The sequence below is a fragment of the Teredinibacter franksiae genome (assembly GCF_014218805.1).
Classification (GTDB): domain Bacteria; phylum Pseudomonadota; class Gammaproteobacteria; order Pseudomonadales; family Cellvibrionaceae; genus Teredinibacter; species Teredinibacter franksiae.
Genome location: NZ_JACJUV010000004.1, coordinates 1 through 19,487 on the forward strand (window position 1 = coordinate 1; position 19,487 = coordinate 19,487).

Sequence of the window (19,487 nt, forward strand, 5' to 3'; positions counted from 1 at the left end):
GGTCTGAAGGCAGAGGGTGCCTATATGACAATAGCAAAAGCCTTGAAGCAAACGGGCCGCCCGATTGTCCTCAGTATTTGTGAATGGGGTGACAACGACCCGTGGGATTGGGCTCCACCACTGGGGCAGTTATGGAGAACAACCGGCGATATCTACGCTTGCTTTGATTGTGAGTATGACCACGGAACTTGGTCGTCATGGGGTGTACTACAAATTTTGGATATGCAAGATGGATTGCGAAAACATGCCGGACCAGGTCGTTGGAATGATCCCGATATGATGGAAGTCGGCAATGGTATGACCACCGAAGAAGATCGTGCACATTTCTCTATGTGGGCCATGCTTGCTGCACCGCTTATCGCCGGTAACGATTTGCGCAATATGTCCGATGTTACACGAGATATATTGACGAATAAGGCCGTTATAGACGTGGACCAAGATAAGTTGGGCATTCAGGGATTTAAGTACTCAGGCAAAAAAAGTGTGAAGGGTGTAGATGTTTGGTTTAAACCGTTGGCCAATGATGAGTGGGCAATGGTCGCACTAAACCGCAACAAAGAGTCAACAAAGTTCAAGTTCCGCTGGCGTCATGAGGAAGTGAAAGATGAGCTTTCTAGCCGGGAAATAGATTTTAACAGCAGTATTTATAGCTGGCAGGACCTTTGGGCTAAATCCAATTCGGGTACAACGCGCGATGACTTGCTCGTAACCTTAAAGCCACACGATGTTTTCATGGTTAAATTGAAGTTTGACAAAGAGTGGAAGCATTAATATCTAACGTAGGGTGGGCAGGCTTCGTCTGCCCCAATTTTTGTCTAGATAACTAATCGATTTGGCGGGTAGTTTACGCTTGTGAAGCGCGTAAAATTATCGGAGCTGTTTTTTTTCGCGCGACTGCGTATGGCACATATCATCATTCGATAATAATTCATCGAGAACCCCCTTTTTGGATTATAGATAAGGACCTATGAGGTAAGCTCCGCTGGTTGTGAGGCTGTAAATGAGCCCAAGAAGTGCGGTGTCCGCCAGCAAACCATTTAATTCTTTCCCTCGAAAACGCAAAATATTGTTTGCTGCTTTCAGAGCAAATGGCAAAAGTACGGCTAAGGGAATAAGTGCGCTGATCAGGTTTGTTTTTGTATTCAATGTCGTAAATGCACAAATGTGTAAAATATAAGCCAGTGTTAATAAGCCTAGGTACAGGAATCGGCTATTGCGGTCGTTCAGTCGTACCGCGAGGGTACGTTTTCCGGCTTGCTCATCGGTGGGGATGTCACGAATATTGTTTACCAGCATGACCGCCGCCAAAATTAAGCCAAGGGAGCTTGAGAGCAAAAACAGCTGCAGGTTCAAGGTTTGTGTGTGCACATAAAAACTACCCAGTACCGCTATCCAGCCAAAAAATATTAATACGGCTATTTCCCCAAGCCCCATTGAGGCCAGCGGGGCTGGGCCCCCACTGTAGCCTAGCGCGGCCAAAATACAGAGCCCTCCAACACCCAGAAGTAAAAGGTCACTATGGGCAACCAAAATCAGCCCACAGGTAATACTTAACACCACAAAAAAGCCAATACCGGCGGCAACCATTGATGGCGAAGCCAAACCGGCTTGGGTTACCCGAATGGGGCCAAGCCGTGCGTTGTATCAACCCCATTTTTGCGTCGAAAAAATCATTCGCTAAGTTAACCGTTATTTGTAAAAACAGTGCGCAACCCAGAGCACAAAAAACCAGCAGCCAATTCAGTTGTTCTGCGGGCACGAAACTAGTGCCCAATATCACCGGGCTAAGGACGCTGGCAGGGTTTTTGGGCGAATGGCTAGCCAAAAGCTTCGTCCAAATTGCGCTGGGTTATCGGTCATGTATTTGTCCAATTTGAATGATTCGCTCGATTTCGCCTAACGGGCCGTCAAATTATATCGTCTATGAAAAGACAATAGCGAAAAATGCTTATTCGAATCACCAATGGCCAACAGGTACACGTTGAAATAGCCGTCCTTAATAATGTCCCGGAGATACCGCAATGAACTGGGCTTTCAATGCTGGATTTGCTGAGCGAGAGCCGATCTTGACAAACCGTGAACCTTTTCAGCCGTTGCAGGCGTTTTGTGGGTTAGAGGTACTAGGGGTTATCTCTTGGTAATGTGGCCCGTTGTTAGTAGGCAATTTGGAGATTCACATAGGAAATTCACAATAGGCGGCCATGCTCTTTTACGGCCAGGGGGCGGTTGACAAAAATAAGTCACAAATCTAAGCATTGCTTCGTGATCGTAAGTGCCGGTAAGCCTACAATGGCGGCACTTTATAGCCCTTTATTACAAGGACCATCGATGAAAGATTTACCTAAGCTAATTGCTGCTTGCTTCTGCTTTCTAATTTGCTCAAGCGTAGTAATGGCAGAGCAGGGTGAGGATGCCGGCCATCGACTCACGATTATAGATCCCTATGCCGACGTTCACTCTGGCCCCGGTCGTGGATACCCCGTATTTTACGCCATTGAGCAGGGCGAAACGGTCGATATTCTTGCGCGCCGCCCTGATTGGTATGAAATACGTTTACAGAACGGGCGAACCGGCTGGGTAAGTGCGGCTCAAATCTCTCGTACGATGCAGGAAACCGGTGAGCCCGCCGATCTACCCAGCGTCAGTTTTGGTGATTACCTAGAAAACAGTGTTCAGGTAGGCTTTTCGTTTGGCAGCTTTGCCGAGGGTGAGCTAGAGGGCTCTGATTTTTGGAGTGCTAACGCCGGTTACCGTTTTTTAAGTTGGCTGGCCGCAGAAGGCGAGTACGGTAAAGTATACGGTGAAGATATTCGCGGAGATTTTTACGGCTTAAACGCAATGTTGGAACCATTTTCACAATGGCGGCTTTCACCATACTTACTGTTGGGTGCAGGCAGTATGGAAATTGATTCACAGCCCAAATTGGTGCCATTGGATATTGAACAATCCGATTACACCAACTGGGGGCTCGGCGGGAACTATTATTTGGGCCGCAACTTTATTATTCGCCTTGAATACCGTTCGTATACGGTAACCACAGACAGCAACGACGTGGAGCTTGCTACATGGAAAATTGGATTCAACAGTTTCTTTTAGGTCGACAGTTTAAAGCCTGTTTACTGGCCTCAACGATTGTCAGTGCGTCAGTGTTTGCTGGGGGCTTGCGCTCCGTGGATAACGAGGTATTTGAGCTTGGTGTGAACGCAGGCATGATCAATATAGAAGATTTTGGCAGCGAGCTAACGTTTGGTGTGAGTGGTAGCTTTAAGGCGACGGAAGATTTTTTTCTGCAGGTGAACTACTTTCAGGCTACCTCAGATTTGTCATCTTTTGAAAAAAGTCAGGGTCAATTATTCGGCGGGGCCGATAGAGACTTCCGCCATTTTGACTTGCTCGTTGGGTTGAATATATTTCAATCCGAATTTGCCTTTAAAGGTGGCGACGCAAACTTGGCATCGTTTTACGTTGTAGGTGGTGTGGGTGATACGGCCTTTGGCGGCGAAGAAAGCTTTACCTACACGTTGGGTGCGGGTTACCAAGTGGCATTCAATCGCCACTATATTGTTAAGCTGGACTACCGCAATTACACCTACGATTCAAATTTGAGTGACGATGATAAGACGGTAAATAACGGTGGTTTCAGTCTCGGCGTGAACTATCTGTTTTAAGGGCACCGCTAATAATTGATTTTAGCCTCTGCGCTAACCGGCAGGCCTTGGTATCAGGTGGGCCGCGTGCAGCGGAAGGCTCGCTGCCTTCTGGTCTAGCATGGCTGTTTACTAGGCCGCTCCCCTCAAGCGAGGGGCGACGCCATTACCGAATTGCGGGGGCCGCGGCCTTATTAGCCTAATTGCGCCCTCTAAAACGAGTTACCCCCATTAAAATAGGTAGTTAACACCAAGCGAAAACTCGATATTCTGCGTTAGCTTGTCGTCGCCTATGAATTCGCGATTAAACATATGGTCGCGAATATCAACATTTACAGTGATGAAATCAGTGAAAACGGTGCGATAGCTAGCCCCGAAAACAAACGAAACTGAGTCGTTACCGGCAAAGCTTGCCTGGCCCAGTCCGCCTAACAGGTAGAGTTCCGAGTCAATTTTAGCGCTTCGGCCAAAGAATGATCGACCATTTAGCACTCGGTATCCACCGAGCACTTCAATTGCACTGAATTTTCTATCGGAATCCGCTAAGAAATCCTGGTCTGCCAGCTCTTCGAACGTGGCTCGCTCAGTCGTAGCTTGTGTGTACCGCAGCTCAGCAAGTACCCCATCCATCAGGCGCCATGTGAAAGACAGCCCCGTGGAAAGGTTGGCATTGAAATCTTCGACGTTTAAAACCCCGAGATGCAAACCTATTTCGAACCTTTCGGTGTCAATTTCGGCTGCTTTGGCCTCTATGGGCTTTTTCTCCGGTTCGATGATCACTTCTTTGGCGGGTTTGTTGATATCACCTATGGTTCCGCCCTGAGCAAGTACTAGAGAGGGCGTTAAAAGTAGCGCCAGTGCTGAGGCAGCCAAAGAAGGCGGTGTAATCTTAAGACTATACATGAGGTTTCCCCGGTAGTTTGAAGCGCAATAATAGAAAAGTGGTCGCAAAGGTGGTGTTATCTGGTTCTCATCTCACACACCCCGAGGGGTGTGATAGTAGGAATTTATTACTAATTCCAGTATGTTTGACTCACATACTTTATGTTATGTTGTGTTGGTCGCTGCCCTTGTAATCCGCTTAGCGACTGACCACGAGAATTGGTTAAAAAGGAATTTGGCCGGTTACATCTTACTCAAATACGAATCCCTTTAGAGTTTGTACGATGTCTGGAACCTTCTATTCGCTGCTACTGGCAGCATCATTTACGGTTATGTGTTCTGTGTCGACGGTTTCCGCGCAAGACGCAACAAATACCGATAATTCGAAAGACGCCAGCTGGGCCGAGAACGTCGATGCCGCGCAGTTTAAAGAACAGCAGCCCGAAGGCGAAGCAAAGAGTTTGGATGAGTTGAAGGCCATCGCAAAAAACATCCAAGCACTTAAGGTTGATGTGATAGAGCTCAACAAAGACCTCAGGAAAATGGAAGAAAAACTACTCTTCCCCTCTAATACGCGCTTCTCTATTTTTGTTTCGCTTACCACAGGCCAGTTTTTCACCTTTGAAAGCGTAAAGTTGAAGTTGGACGATAAGCTGGTAGCCACCCATATATACTCAGACAAGCAGCGTCAGGCCTTGGCGCGTGGCGGTATTCACAAGCTTTACGTTACCAATCTGAATGAGGGATTGCATACCGTTACCGCGTTTTTTACCGGTATAGGCGATGATGGCCGCCCCTACAAGCGGGCTGCAAATTTAGAGTTTGAAAAGAGTATTGGCAGTGAATTTCTGGAGCTTGCAATAATGGATGACGGAGCAACCCAGGAACCCGTATTTGAGCTGAAGCGCTGGTAGGAGCTATTACCATGCGTTATGCCAGTAAATTAAAACTGTACGCTACCTTGCTAGGCTTAGTTTTGGCTTGGCCAGCTGCGGCACAGTTAAAATCTCATGTGGTTTCGTCCGAAGACTTGGAGTACGGGCCCGTACTGTTCGAGTTTTACCAGCAAGACTATTTCTATGGTTTAGTTGAAGATGCTACCTTGGCTGCCAGCGGTAACCGCGTCGCGGGGTCGAATTCAGCAAGGCTGTTGGGCGGCAGCATGATGCTGCGTTATGCGCTGCCAGAGCAGGCAGAAGCCATTTTCACCCGGTTGCTATCCAATACTAAAAGCAGCGATATTCGCAACAGGGCCTGGTATCACCTGGCACGGCTTTATTACAACCGCTCAGACCGCACCAACGCCAATCGAGCTTTAGGGCAAATTACCGGTGAACTACCGCGTGACCTGCACGTTGACTACCATTATTTGGCTTCCTTAATCAAAAACGATGGCAGCCATCTTCAGAGCGTAAGTGAAGCCGCTTTGCTTTATGCCGACGAATCACCCGAGTACTCCTACCTGTTGTTCAACCTCGCCGTCACCCAGTTACGGGGGGGCAATGTGTTTGAGGCCGTAATGAAACTGGAGCAGTTGGCCGGGTACAGTGGCACAAATCGCGAAATGTTGGCCCTTGCCGACCGGGCAAAGCATGGTTTGTCGCAAATGGCCACCCAGGCTAAGGACTTACCTAGGGCATGGCGATACCTCACCGGCATTCGCACAACAGGGCTTTATTCTAACCGTGCGCTATTATCCTACGCATGGACGGCTATCAATATGAAGTTGTTTCAGGAAGCAATTCCTGCGCTGCAAATTCTTGATCAGCGCTCAATAGCCATCCCTGAGGTGCAGGAAGGCAAAGTACTGTTAGCCCACCTATACGAGCAGGAGGGTTCTCCGCGCAAAGCGCTGAAAAGCAATGTTTTGGCGGAGAAGGCGTTTAAGCAAGGGCTAGCGGACCTTTCGGAAGCTCGCCGTATCATAGCGATGCGCGATGTGCCGCGCGAATTTATTGAAAACTTAGAATCGATCATGGACGAAACCGACTGGTACAGCGCCCATGCCAGTGTGGATTACCGGAAACTAACGCCTTTCCTCATCGATTTGATGGCAAGTCACCCCTTTAACGAAACCCTTAAAGATTTAATCGCGCTGTACGCGCTAGAAGACAACCTAAACTACTGGCTCTCCCAAACATCAGAGCATCAATTAGTTTTGGCCAATTCAGCCGACAAAAGCGTGGAAACGGATATGGCAGAATTACTGGCGCGCAGCGAAGGAATTAACGAGCGGCTGCGTGACCAAAAAACGGAAATTCAATTGCTAACGCTAACTCTCGAAGACGAAGAAAGAGAGCGTTTTGACGTACTGATAGAAAATGCAGAACATGACTTGGTAATACTCGAAGATAAAATTCGTCAATTGCGAAAGGATAAAAAAGCCTACGTGCAGCCAAAAGGGCACAAAAGCCTAGTAAAAGCTAATCATCAACGAATTACCAAGCAACTCTCGATAACCCAGCGTTACATCGCCAGTTTAGAGCCTGTAGTGCGCAAATTAGTGCGCGTAGAGCTGGATAAGCATGAAGAGAGAATGCGATATTACTGGGCGCAATCGCGTTTGGCGAAAGCGCGTTTATTTGATAGTACCTTGCTGCAACTTGAAAACAACAAGGCCCCCGCGGAGAGTCAGAGGTAACCTATGAGATATTCCGTATTAATGACTGTAATTCTGCTATCGGCTTGCGGTGGTTCGAACAAGCACAAAACACTTGGACAGCTAGAGTACGAGCCCGAGCAAGAGACGGAGATTGCCGTAACTCAAATGGATCATCAGCAGGTTCGTGAAGAATACCGCGAGCTGATGGACCTGTTTGAAGATAAGCTGCTAAGGGAGCAAATAGAGCGTCGTATCGCCGATGTTTACATGATGGAAGGCGTGCAGGAACAAAACAGTGAACAGGGCAAACCTAAGAGTCACTACGTTGAGGCTATAAAATCGTACCGGGATATTTTGGAGAAGTACCCTAATTCTCCCGATAACGCAGAGGTTCTTTATCAGCTCGCAAAAGCCTACGACATGGAAGGTGAGCAGGATGAAGCCTTGCGAATGCTTGAGCAGTTAACCAGGCTGCATCCATACTACGGCAATATTGGCGAGGCGTGGTTTCGCATGGGGGACATCTATTTTGGCTACCAGCGCTATGCTAAAGCCGAGCATGCCTATAGCGAGGTTGCCCGATTAACAGAAGCGAAATATGCGGTTAACGCCTATTACATGCTGGGTTGGGCCCAATATAAGCAAATGAGTTATCGCAAAAGCCTAAATGCATTCGCTTATGTAATGGATTCCCTGCTCTCTGAAACAAGCGATGTTGATAGCTTGAGCAAAGCCCACCAGTCGATGGTAGGCGATACATTACATTCAATCAGCCTAGCTGTAGATAAAGTGGGTGGAGCAGAAACAATCAAAACGGTTTCAGCCTTTAATAACAAAGCCTACGTGTGGCGGGTATACGATGATCTTGGAGGACATTATCTCGAAAAAGAATTTTACGAGTATGCCGCCGAATCATTTCGAGAATTTGTAACGCTATACCCTCAGAGTGAGGTTGCGCCTAGGTTGCACAAAAAGATGGTAGAAACCTATGTGACGGGTGGGTTCCCCACGCAGGCCATTGAAGAAAAAGAATCTTATGTGAAGGCCTACGGAATTAACGCTAGTTATCTGGGTAATGCTGATGGAATTCGAGCGGACATTCAGATCACGCTAAAAACTTATCTGGAAGAGCTGGCGCAACACAACCACTCCGGCGGACAAGATTTCCTCGTTAGCGCTGAAAAGAAAAAGCAAGAAAAGGTTAGCGCCAGGAAAATAGCCAATATCGAATCGAAGGCCGCGGTATTTTTGGCAAAAGCTGCCGATTATTATCAGCAGTTTATCGATACCTTCCCTGCTGATGTGCGCGTTGATGAGATGCGCTTTATGAAGGCTGAAGTGCTATTTGAGGCGAGTAAGTTTGAAAAGGCCATTCCAGAGTACGAATTGGTTGCTTACCAGCCCTTAGGTGACAGCGCCAAAGAGCACGCTGCAAATGCCGGGTATGCTGCGATTGTGAGCTATGAAAAAGTCATTGATTTAAAAGTGGATGGCAGCAAGGAGAAAAATCATTGGCAGTCGCAAGCGATAGAAAGCATGTTGCGATTCTCTGAAAAATTTGACAGCGATGAGCGGTCACCTTCCGTACTGACCAGCGCTGCGGATTACATGTTTAGCTTGAATCAGTATCAGCGGGCAGTAGCCATTACCAGCCAGCTGATTGCTAACAATACTAATCTGGATGCGAGCCTAAAGAAAACCGCCTACGGGATTATGGCGCACTCATGGTTTAAGTTGGATGAATTTGTTGAGTCCGAAAATGCCTACAGCAATCAGCGCAGCTTAGTTGCCCCTGGAACGGAAGAGTACGGTGAAATATCCGAACGTCTCGCGACAGCCGTATATAAGCACTCCGAAGGTTTGGCTGACACGGGAGATAAGGCTGCCGCTGCTGAGAGCTTTCTCAGAATTAAACAGTTGGCGCCGGGTTCCGTTGTGCGCGCCACCGCACAATATGATGCTGTAGCGATGTTGCTTGCCTTGGAAGAATGGTTGCGCGCTATTCCAGAATTGAAGGATTTGATCGCTAACTATTCCAATCACAAAATGGCTGTAGAGTTTCCGAGGCAGCTTGCGTTTGCTTACGAAAAAAGTGAGCAATGGCAGCTTGCTGCCGACGAATATTTGGCGCTCAGTAAAAACGACCCAGAGGCGGAAGTAAAACGTGAAGCACTATTCGTTTCGGCCTCCATGTATGAAAAAAACAAGAACCACACCACGGCAATTACGCTGTTTAAAAGATACGCTTACAACTACGAACAGCCATTTGACACACGAATGGAAGCGCGTTTTCATCTGGCGACAAATTATGAAAAAATCGGTGAAATAGGCAAGAAACTGTACTGGTTACGTCGGATTGTTGACGGTGACAAAAAGAGTGGGAGTCAGCAGACAGATCGCAGTCGTTGGTTAGCCGCTTGGGCCAATATGGAGTACGCCAACTACTTTGCTGAGGAGTTTGAGCAAGTGTCGTTAAGGCTGCCGTTGGTAAAAAGCTTGCCGAGGAAGAACGAGAAGCTACAAAGCGCTTTGCAGCGCTATCAAGCTGCAGCAGACTACGGGTTTCTTGAGTTTGTGACGGAGTCGAGCTTTAAAATAGGACGCCTGTACCAAACCTTCGCTAAGGCGCTTCGTGATTCCCCCATTCCGGCTGGAATGGCCGAAAATGAAGTGAGCTTGTACAGGGAAATTATTGAAGAGCAGGCGTTTCCGTTTGACTCTTTGGCAACTGAGGTACACACGGCAAATGTCAGCCGCGCATGGAATGGTGGCTTTAATGAATGGATTTCACAAAGTTTTGATGCGATGCGGGTGTTAAACCCTGCAAGATTTAACAAAGACGAATTAATTGTGAGCTATGGTGATGAAATCCGTTAAATGCAAGGTAGTTGGCCTGTTGGCAATCGTCTCGCTGCTAGCGGGCTGTGGTGCTTCCAATCTCTCCAAAAACGATGCACAGCAGGGCATTGAACGCCAGGTTGTGGATACTGCTGTATATCTGCCTACCGATAGTTTCGATAAGGACGGCAATCTGCTGCCATACCTGCCGAGGCCCAACCCCTATGCTGAAAAGGGCGGGCGCATAAAAAAGCAGTCTGTAGCGCGCTATATTGAAGCTCGCCGTGCTTTTAAAGCTAATAACTACGCTTCTGCACAAGCTAACCTTGAATCGCTGGTGAGCGAAGATAGGAGCCTGTCAGGCCCCTGGGTAATGCTAGGTGATATTGCCTTGGCACAGGAGGACGCCGACAAGGCTGAGCTACATTTCCGTGAGGCTATCTCCGTCAACCCCAATAATATTAACGCTAAGCTCCGTTTGGCAAGGCTGTTACGGTTAAAGGGTGAGTATATCGACGCACAGAATGTTTATGCCGAGGCGTTGGCAATCTGGCCCGATTTCCCTGAGGGCCATCTTAATTTGGCCATACTCTACGATCTATACATGAATAAACCTCTGCAAGCTCAGCAGCACATGGAAAGCTACCAGTTTTTAACCGATGGCAAGAACGAGCAGGTAAAGGCGTGGCTTTCCGAAATTCGAATGCGTACAGGTGTTGAATATTCAATTGATGCGGGTGCAAAGAAGTCGGTACAGGCCGCTAAGAACGAACCTCAGCTCTCCGTCGCAGGAGGTGCTGAATGATTAAGTTGTATGGCTCCGCATACGGGGTTGTTGTGTTCGCCTCTTTGGTGACGGTTGGCGCAATGGCCGCGGACGATGAAGCAAAAAAAACCGCTACGGCCGATGATGAAGAGCCTAATGCCTATTACAAACTTGAATCCACCTTTGTGGGTGATAAAGAGCAGCCAGCGGTCAGTTATTTTATTCCCTGGCAGGGCACGTCTACGCCAGACAAACTGCAGTGGAACCTGGATGTGAAATACGACCAGACGTTAAATTTAATTGATCGTGAAGTTGTTGTTCGGTCTATGAATATTTACGACGAAATGAATTTGGAGACGCCACAGGCCGCTACGGTTCCTGTGAGCGAATAAACGCAAATAGTTTTAGGTAACAGTTGGCAGCTTTGCTACCGGCAAAAGAGAGACAGGGTTATGACAGACGCATACAGTATCATTGTTAAGTTCTTCCAAGAGGGTGGGTTTTTTATTATGCCCATTGGCATAGTGCTGTTTATCGGCCTCGCCATTTCTGTTGAGAGATGGATGTTTCTCACACGTGAAAAAATTCGCAATCAAAAAGCTTTTTCCGAATTTGTACCGCTCTTGCGCTCGACTGAAATGGAAAAAATGCACATGTATACGCGGGAAAATACAGCCGCAGTTGTGCGTATTATTGGTTGCGGGCTCGACATGATGAAGGTTACACGTCAGCGCGCCGATATTGAAAATGCGATGAATGAAGGCATGCTAGAGTCATTGCCACGCTTGGAGCAGCGCACTGGCTACTTGGCCGTACTGGCAAATGTTGCCACGCTACTTGGTCTTCTCGGTACCATTATCGGCCTTATTGGCGCTTTTACCGCCGTTGCTAACGCCGACCCCGCCGAAAAATCTACGTTGCTATCTACATCTATTTCCGTGGCTATGAATACTACGGCATTCGGCTTGATCGCCGCTATTCCGCTGTTGGTTCTTAACGCAATAATCCAGAACAAGGCCAAATCGATCATCACGAGTATCGAAATGTCGGCTGTAAAGTTTTTAAACATTATGACCTTGCATCGCTTTATTGAGGCCAGCATGCCTCGTGTACTGGCTCCGGCTGGCTCTCAGGCAAGTTTTGCTGAAACACCTTACCCCGCCGCACAGGTAGAAGCGGGGGTTGCACCTAAAGAGGCCGGCCCCGATCAGGCCGATGACGGAACCATGGTTCCGGCTTGAGTATCTAACTGATGAAATTCAAATTTTCATACAAAGGTACCGACGACGAAGAGTTGGACGTTACATCGTTCATGAATCTCATGATTGTATTGGTACCGGTGTTATTGCTGAGCATGACCTTTACCCAAGTAACGGTGTTGGATGTAAAGCTGCCGGACCTTACCGGTGGTGCATACAACAGTGAAGACTCGCAATCGCAATTGGAAGTGGTGGTTGATCATCAAGGATTTCAGGTGGTGTACCCGGCGAATGTTGTTATTAAAGCCATCCCCTTGAAAATGGAAACTTTGGAGTCCGGTGAAGAAATCGAAAATCTGGATTATTTAATGCTGTCCAAAGTATTGCAGGAAGTAAAACGACAACTACCCGAAAAACGTGATGCGGTGGTAAAAGCTAATGCCGGTGTGAGCTATCAAAATTTAATTTCTACCATGCAAGCCGTAAAGTCGTATCAGACAGTTATCGCAGCAAGCATGGTTGAAGTTGAACTGTTCCCGGAAATATCCCTGGGTGACGAGAGTTAAGCCATGATTGGTCAAACTGTATTTTATAATCGCGGAAATCAAGGGCCATCGGCTAAATTAAGCTTGGTTGCTCTCATGGATATTTTTACTATTCTTGTCTTTTTCTTGCTTTTGAATTCCGGCGATAGTCAAAATGTAGAGCAGGCTCAATTTGTAAAGCTACCAGACTCCAGTTCGGGGAAAGCTCCACACGCCGATTTAATGGTAGTCGTGGGTGATGAGCAACTCTGGGTAGGAGAAGAATCGATCACAACGGTAGAGCCCATTATTGGTGATCCTGATAAGTTAATAGCACCCTTGCAGGCAGCATTAACGCTACACAAAGAAAAGATGGGAGAGCTAACACCCTTCGAAAAAGATAACGGTTTATCGCTCACTATTGTCGGCCACCGCGATGTACCTTACAGCTTGGTGCGCAGTGTTATGGCAACGTGTCGTGAGCAAGGTTTCCGCAATATCTCGCTGGCGGTAAACCGTGTTGCAGCTGATATTCAGCTTGGTACTGCACCTGCGCTACCCGCGGTAGCTTCGAATGCAGGAGGGCAGTGAAATGCAGTCTGTCGTTCATCATTCAGAACCGCTTGCGCTGGACCTGCGGTTGCCGTGGGAAGAAGACGAGGCTCAGGAGCAAAAGTTTCAAAAACTGTTAAAACGTTTTTTGCTGCCCCTGCTAATATTTTTATTTTTTGTCCCGTGGCTTCCCGTATTTGATCTAAGTTACGAAGAAAAAGAATCTACCGAGGTGGTAACCACCGTTATGCTCGCTCCACTCGAGCAAATAGCGCCTCCACCTATAGAAGAGAAACCCGTTCGCGCTGCAAAGCCCAAAGCGGTTGCCAATGTAACCCCGGACCAGCCCAAGCCAAGCCCGAAAATGGCCCAGAAAAAAACACCCAAGATAAAACAGGATAGCAAGAACGCCTTAAAACAAAGTCAGGGTTTGAATGAACTGTCGTCACAGTTAGCGGCTTTGCGCGGTACTTTGGATGTTAAGCGTCTACAAAATCGAAACGTTACGAGTAGTACGCAGGGCGAGGTAAAGCGTAGCTCCCGAGAGTTTCTGGGCACCGATGGTGCGGTAAAGCGAAGCGACGGCATTGAAGTTGATGAAAACATGCTTAGTAGCAACAGTGATGGGCTTGCGGCCTATCAAGCAACAGCGGTAGATGGGTTGGGTCTTGGAGACTCGCCGGTGAGTACCTTGGCGAGTCACAGTTCATATAAAAAAGGCCAGCGTGATATGGAAAGTATTCGTAGAACGCTGGAGCGTACCAAAAGCAGTGTTCACAGCCTGTACCAGCAGGCGTTGCAGGATCATCCTGAGCTTGCGGGCAAATTCACCTTTAAATTAGTGATAGAGCCCGATGGCTCCATTTCAAAGTTGAATTTACTTGCAAGTGAGCTAGGTATTTCACAGTTGGAATCCAACATTCTTGAGCGCATTAGGGTTGTTAATTTTGGAGCGAAAGAGGTGTCACCGACGATAGTGGAATACAAGTTTGTCTTCCTTCCGAGTTAACCGCTTCACAAAACAATAATTTGCCGGAGCGTATGCGTAGCGAATGGCATGGCTAATTCGTTATACTGGCCGATCTTGCCTAGAAATTCATGCTCGAGTACCAGAACTAAAAGCCCATTAGCACAAGTACTCATAAAACAGTTCACATAAAAAGTGTTTTCCAGGCCACAAATTAAGTAAAAATAGACCTTTTGATGGAAAAAACTAACACGTTTGGGGGTTTGTGCCAGCGGATTAGATCAGTAAATGCCATTCTAAGGTTGTAAGCAGCTTTGGCTGCAAGTGCGTAAGCAGGACGCTGTGAGGATTGGAGTGAAAGCCCAACGACCAAAGAGTCGAATTTCACTTGTAACCAATCGCATTGGGGTACGCTGGCTAATGGAGAACTTGTGCAGATTGAGAACATTTGGAGTAAGCAAAATGTACCAGAATATCAGATCGCAGATAAGTCGTATCGCTCTGTTGTCAACTGTGCTGACGGTGGCCGCTTGTGGCGGCAGCGGTGACGAGCAGGCGGCAGCAACCGTTTCTGCCGTCCAGAATTCGATCACTACAGACACCCCATTTCTTTTCGTTGAGCGCAATACAGAGCAATCCGTTGCCCAAAATCAGCAAAAGCTAACGGCATCCCTCTACGATTCAGCCCAAAGTCCCTTAGATGTTTACTCTCCTTATGAGTTTAGCCCTGGTGCAAAGTTGGTTCGTCGATCAAGCCTAGATGTTAACGGCGTAAACGATGAGCTGCTAAACGACTATTTCGGCTCTTCAGACTACGATGTAAAAGACCTCAGTGTTTCCTACGATGGTGCTCTCGTACTTTTTGCCGCCCATGGGCCAGATAACCATCCCACTGACTTTAGCTGGAATATCTATGAGTACGCGTTTGAGTCAAACAGTGTTCGTCGTGTTATTGAAGACGTTGTAGTAGCTAATAGCGGTGAGGACACAAACCCAGCGTATACGCTTGAAGGCGTCATCGTCTTTTCATCAGACCGTGCGGCAGGCAACCCTAACCACCCAGCAGTAGATGACGTAGAAAAAACCTCTCCAGATGAAGACTGTTACAAAGTCGGGGCCAATGAGAAGCCTTCGCTGCTACATTCCATGTCTGAAGAAGGCGAAACTATTCTTCAGCTAACCTATGGTAATTATCACGATATTCAGCCAACCAGCCTTACCGATGGCCGTGTTGCTTTCCTGCGCTGGTCCCGCAGCTATGAATTGCTTCCTCAATGTGGCACGACTACAGGTTTAAGTAAGCCTACCGCTGATACTTTGTTTCAAAGTGATTACCCCGACGGCATTACCGCACCCTCCGATTGGGAAAATGGTGAAATATGTGCGTTCGCACAGGCAACTCCGTTTGGTTCGGTAATCGCTACAAACCATTACACCTTGCTTCGCATCAGTGCTGATGGTTCTGGATTGGAGCAACTGTACGAAACTGTTGACACTCACGCGTCCGACGAAAGCATGCTTCATCTGCAGGATTTGATTCAAAGTGAAAATGGCCGACTGGTTACTTTACTTAAGCACCGCTACAACCAGTTTCTGGGGGGCAACCTGATGGAGCTGGCGGAGCCAACCCGGACTGCGAGCGGAACGATATTTTCCAATATGGCAATGAAGCCGGTGATCAGTGATGACGTAAGCCTGTTTCCCAATCAGGTTTCCGTTGCCGGATGGTACAGCGCCGTATCTCCTTACCGGGATGGTTCTTCACGTATTCTTGTAAGTTGGTCGCAATGTACGACCACAGCCAAAGGCGTAAGTGATTTTTGTGCATCAGACGATGAGTCCGCCGATCTCGATAATGCTTATGGTATATGGATGTACGACCCGGCTAATGATTCTAGGTTGCCTATTGTGCGTGCGAAGGCGGGCATGCAATACACCGAACTGGCCATAAGCCAGCCTCATCAGGGCAATGATTTTCCTTTTGAGCCTTACGACACAGCGTATCGCCCAGATACCGACGATAGCCGGATTATTTGCGACGACCCCGGTGTGGTGGTGACGCCAGAGCCTAGCTATGAGCCAACTGCAGAGCCAACATTAGAGCCTACGCTTTTACCAACGGCTGCGCCTACGGAAGGCCCAAATACTCCTCCTACGGCTCCACCCGTTGTGGTACCGACAGTTATACCAACCGTGGCACCCACTATCACGCCTACCGGAGCGCCAACAATAACGCCTACGGTTGTGCCCACGGTTACACCTACCAGTGGCCCTACAGTAATCCCTCTTCCAACGCCTACGCCTGTTCCGACCGTTACACCGAGTGTAGCGCCAAGCGTTGAACCAACCGTTGAACCAACTGTTGAACCGACTGTAGCGCCAACCGTTGAACCAACTGTTGAACCGACTGTAGCGCCAACCGTTGAACCAACTGTTGAGCCGACCGCTGAACCAACCGCTGAACCAACTGTTGAGCCGACCGCTGAACCAACCGTTGAACCAACTGTTGAACCAACCGTTGAACCAACTGTTGAACCAAGCCCAGAAAACATAGTGCCTGTTGCCGATGCGGGCATAGATCAATCAGCTCAACCAGGCGACCAAGTAACGCTTGATGGCTCCGGTAGTAACGATGCCGACGGTGACAGCCTTACTTATATCTGGAGATTGGTTAGCGGGCCCAGTGAACCTGAGCTGATGAATGGAAACCCCGTGCAACCGCAATTTGTTGCATTAGACGAGGGGGCCTATACCTTTGAACTAATTGTTAACGATGGTACAGACGATAGCCTGCCAGACACCGTCATTATCAACGCAGACAACTCTGTACCGGTAGCCGATGCTGGAGAAGACCAATCTGTTAGCGCCGGTGAGTTAGCTCAGCTGGATGGCAGCGGCAGTTACGATGCCGACGGCGATGCCCTTATCTACAATTGGGTCGTGGTTAGTGTACCGGCCGGTTCAGCAGCAACATTGACTGATGCAGAGTCTATAACGCCTGAAATCAACATCGATGTAGCGGGCCGTTATGTGTTCCAGCTTATAGTGAACGATGGCTTAGTTAACAGTGAGCCAGACACCGTTGAATTGGCCACGACTAACGTTCGGCCGATTGCTGACGCTGGCGTGGATGCGTTTACCTATGCGGCTCGAGAAGTAACGCTAGACGGTTCGGGTAGTTACGATGCCGATGGCGATAGCCTTGAATACAGCTGGAGTGTAGTGAGCGAACCCACAGGCAGCACTGCAGACTTCGATATGGGCAATGCTGTTACGCCATCATTTACGGCTAGCCACAGTGGTATCTATGTATTGCAGCTAATCGTGAGCGATGGCACGCAAGACAGCCTGCCCGACACCGTTTCAATTACGGTCGAAGAGGGTGGACAATGCAGTACATCCAGTGCAGAAAATACCCGTAGTTTCTCAGTTGTTATCCGCGACTTTAAGCAATCACATCCAGACTTTGAATACGAGCTGGGTAAAGACCGCGGAATCGTCTCAACTGAGCTTGGGTTGGACGGTAAGCCCGTATATGCCCATGGTGATCAGGGAACCCGAACAACCACGGGTAGTTCGAACTTTAATCAGTGGTATAACGATGTCGATGGCGTGAACTTACGTATTCCTATGAGCTTTGACATGAAGCGTTCGGGTAATACGGATGTCTGGACATTTGAAGACACCTCGTTCTTCCCCATTGACGATCAGGGCTGGGGTAACTCTCGACGCATGCCCCACAACTATCACTTCACCCTCGAGACACACCTGATGTTTGATTATACGGGTGGCGAGGAGTTTACCTTCCGTGGCGATGATGACCTCTGGTTATATATCAATGGCGTGCGAGTTATCGATATTGGTGGTGTTCACGGAGCTGAGGAACAAACTATCCGTTTGGATGAGCTGGCTCAATCCATCGGTATCCAGGTGGGTGGACGCTACGATTTTGATTTGTTCTTTGCAGAGCGTCATACCGTAGAGTCAAACTTTATGTTCCAAACAAGCATTAAACTGGTTTGCGAATGATACTCACCCATAAGAACGACATGGCAGTGATTATCGGCTAATAGCAGCAGAGGTCGTTTTGTAAATTAGCCGTTGTTAAGGCCCCGAGATAAAAGCGCAGCTCTAAGAGCTGCGCTTTTTTTATGGGTTGTTGTTCAGCACGCCAAAAGTTCAATCCAAATTATTTCTACACACCTATACTGAATAGAGCCGTCATAGTCGCCATTATATTTGAGGTGTCCTAAAGATAATTATGAGTACCAGCCGCCGAACACGGGTTATTAGCCTCAATCAACTTACCTTGGGTATGTTCGTAGTTAAACTCGATATACCTTGGGTCGACAGTCCGTTTATGAAGCACACGCGACTGATTAAAAATGCAACGGACATCGGCAAGCTTAGAGAAGCGGGTGTCAAAAAGCTTGTCATTGATTTAGAGAAAGGCCTTTCACCCACTGATGAACCTATAGCGCCAGAGGCGAGCGGTGATGGTTGCGGCGATAGAGTGAATAACACAGTACAAATAGAGGCCTTAAGTCATCCCAATTATCAGATTCAATTCGATAAAGAGCTGGGGCGCGCTTTTAAAATACGCGCTCAAATACACAACACTGTAAGTCGGCTTCACAAAAAGCTTGAACACGGGCACCCCGTGGATACGAAAGATTTGTCGCCGCTTGTTGATGAAGCGGTTGATAGTCTAGAGCGTAATAATCAGGCTCTACTCAATCTCGTTCACCTAAGTCGAAAATCACAAAAGTTAGTCGGTCATTCCTTCAGTACATTTTGTTTATCACTTAACGTCGCCGTAACGCTTGGGGTACCCGAACAGGAGCGCGCAGACCTAGGTGTAGCGACGCTATTACACGATAGCGGTTGGTTACAGTTACCGTTGCATTTAATGGGCAAACGAACACCTTACTCTGAGACAGAGAAAAAGCTGGTGCGTGGCCATTTGAACAATGGTCTCAAGATTCTCGCTGAATCGCAGCTGTCTAAGTTAGCTACTCGAATAATAGCGGAGCATCATGAATTGTTGGATGGTAGCGGTTATCCGAACGGTTTACACGGAAGCGCTATACATAGAGCTTCGAAAATTTTGGCAGTAGTAGATTATTACGATGAGTCGGTTCATCAATTACAGGATAAGCCTGGCATGCTACCAACCAATGTGCTGCGTATTTTGTACAGGCGGGCACTACAGAATAAATACGATGCAGAAGTCGTAGCAGCGTTGATAAATATCCTTGGCGTTTACCCTGTTACCAGTGCCGTTGAGCTTGATACTGGCGAAAAAGCCGTTGTAGAACAGGTTTTCACTGAAGCCCATCTTGAGCCCGTCATCAGAATTGTATACGGAGAGGATGGCAAGTTACTGCGAGCTCCTGTAGTGGTCGATATGCGCGAGGCGAAAACGCGAAAAATCCAGCGTATGCTTGAGCCTGGAAACCCAAAAGACGATCCTGAACGTAAATTGTTCGCGGTATTCGAGCAAGGATAGA

General features: G+C 47.9%; 15 protein-coding genes and 1 pseudogene. 14 read left to right on the top strand and 2 right to left on the bottom strand.

Annotated elements, in window-relative coordinates; genetic code table 11:
- The coding region (locus H5336_RS18890) for a glycoside hydrolase family 27 protein (protein WP_185236033.1) at positions 1-771 on the top strand (771 nt) is incomplete at its 5' end.
- Positions 772-951: 180 nt separating this feature from the next.
- On the opposite strand, the pseudogene menA reads toward H5336_RS18890, so the two are convergent.
- Positions 952-1,626, bottom strand: a pseudogene (menA, locus tag H5336_RS18895) (1,4-dihydroxy-2-naphthoate octaprenyltransferase); the annotation flags it as partial.
- Positions 1,627-2,328: 702 nt separating this feature from the next.
- Between menA and H5336_RS18900 the strand changes: the two are divergent.
- Together H5336_RS18900 and H5336_RS18905 are read left to right on the top strand one after the other, a co-directional pair.
- Positions 2,329-3,096 (top strand): SH3 domain-containing protein, encoded by a 768-nt coding sequence (locus tag H5336_RS18900; RefSeq protein ID WP_185236034.1) that lies wholly within the window; start codon positions 2,329-2,331, stop codon positions 3,094-3,096.
- The gene (locus H5336_RS18905; RefSeq protein ID WP_185236035.1) at positions 3,066-3,668 is read left to right on the top strand and encodes an outer membrane beta-barrel domain-containing protein; all 603 of its coding nucleotides are present in this window, start codon (positions 3,066-3,068) and stop codon (positions 3,666-3,668) included. Before H5336_RS18900 ends, H5336_RS18905 begins: the two co-directional genes overlap by 31 nt.
- A gap of 210 nt (positions 3,669-3,878) precedes the next feature.
- Here the strand turns inward: H5336_RS18905 and H5336_RS18910 are convergent, their stop codons facing one another.
- Positions 3,879-4,550 (bottom strand): outer membrane beta-barrel domain-containing protein, encoded by a 672-nt coding sequence (locus H5336_RS18910; RefSeq protein WP_185236036.1) that lies wholly within the window; start codon positions 4,548-4,550, stop codon positions 3,879-3,881.
- Positions 4,551-4,813: 263 nt separating this feature from the next.
- Between H5336_RS18910 and H5336_RS18915 the strand changes: the two genes are divergently transcribed.
- The 11 genes from H5336_RS18915 (at position 4,814) to H5336_RS18965 (ending at position 19,486) form a co-directional block, all read left to right on the top strand.
- On the top strand, positions 4,814-5,443 hold the full coding sequence (locus tag H5336_RS18915; protein ID WP_246439407.1) for an AraC family transcriptional regulator: 630 nt from the start codon (positions 4,814-4,816) through the stop codon (positions 5,441-5,443).
- An 11-nt stretch (positions 5,444-5,454) separates the two neighbouring features.
- Positions 5,455-7,170, top strand: coding sequence for a tetratricopeptide repeat protein (locus H5336_RS18920; protein ID WP_246439409.1), 1,716 nt, complete (start codon positions 5,455-5,457; stop codon positions 7,168-7,170).
- A 3-nt stretch (positions 7,171-7,173) separates the two neighbouring features.
- Positions 7,174-10,008 carry a tetratricopeptide repeat protein gene (locus tag H5336_RS18925; RefSeq protein ID WP_185236037.1) on the top strand — a complete coding sequence of 945 codons (2,835 nt, stop codon included), beginning with the start codon at positions 7,174-7,176 and terminating at the stop codon, positions 10,006-10,008.
- Positions 9,995-10,774, top strand: coding sequence for a tetratricopeptide repeat protein (locus H5336_RS18930; protein WP_221628245.1), 780 nt, complete (start codon positions 9,995-9,997; stop codon positions 10,772-10,774). Before H5336_RS18925 ends, H5336_RS18930 begins: the two co-directional genes overlap by 14 nt.
- The gene (locus tag H5336_RS23125; protein ID WP_246439410.1) at positions 10,771-11,127 is read left to right on the top strand and encodes a hypothetical protein; all 357 of its coding nucleotides are present in this window, start codon (positions 10,771-10,773) and stop codon (positions 11,125-11,127) included. Before H5336_RS18930 ends, H5336_RS23125 begins: the two co-directional genes overlap by 4 nt.
- 60 nt (positions 11,128-11,187) lie before the next feature.
- Positions 11,188-11,976: a MotA/TolQ/ExbB proton channel family protein gene (locus tag H5336_RS18940; RefSeq protein ID WP_185236038.1), complete on the top strand. Its 789-nt coding sequence runs from the start codon at positions 11,188-11,190 to the stop codon at positions 11,974-11,976.
- A gap of 11 nt (positions 11,977-11,987) precedes the next feature.
- On the top strand, positions 11,988-12,500 hold the full coding sequence (locus H5336_RS18945) for an ExbD/TolR family protein (protein WP_185236039.1): 513 nt from the start codon (positions 11,988-11,990) through the stop codon (positions 12,498-12,500).
- A gap of 3 nt (positions 12,501-12,503) precedes the next feature.
- Positions 12,504-13,049, top strand: a complete 546-nt coding sequence (locus H5336_RS18950) for an ExbD/TolR family protein (protein WP_185236040.1) — start codon at positions 12,504-12,506, stop codon at positions 13,047-13,049.
- Positions 13,033-14,019 carry an AgmX/PglI C-terminal domain-containing protein gene (locus H5336_RS18955; protein WP_246439411.1) on the top strand — a complete coding sequence of 329 codons (987 nt, stop codon included), beginning with the start codon at positions 13,033-13,035 and terminating at the stop codon, positions 14,017-14,019. The genes H5336_RS18950 and H5336_RS18955 overlap by 17 nt, the downstream gene beginning before the upstream one ends.
- A gap of 420 nt (positions 14,020-14,439) precedes the next feature.
- The gene (locus tag H5336_RS18960; protein ID WP_185236042.1) at positions 14,440-18,006 is read left to right on the top strand and encodes a PKD domain-containing protein; all 3,567 of its coding nucleotides are present in this window, start codon (positions 14,440-14,442) and stop codon (positions 18,004-18,006) included.
- A 232-nt stretch (positions 18,007-18,238) separates the two neighbouring features.
- Positions 18,239-19,486 carry a cyclic di-GMP phosphodiesterase gene (locus H5336_RS18965; RefSeq protein WP_185236043.1) on the top strand — a complete coding sequence of 416 codons (1,248 nt, stop codon included), beginning with the start codon at positions 18,239-18,241 and terminating at the stop codon, positions 19,484-19,486.
- The last annotated feature ends 1 nt before the right edge of the window (position 19,487 follow it).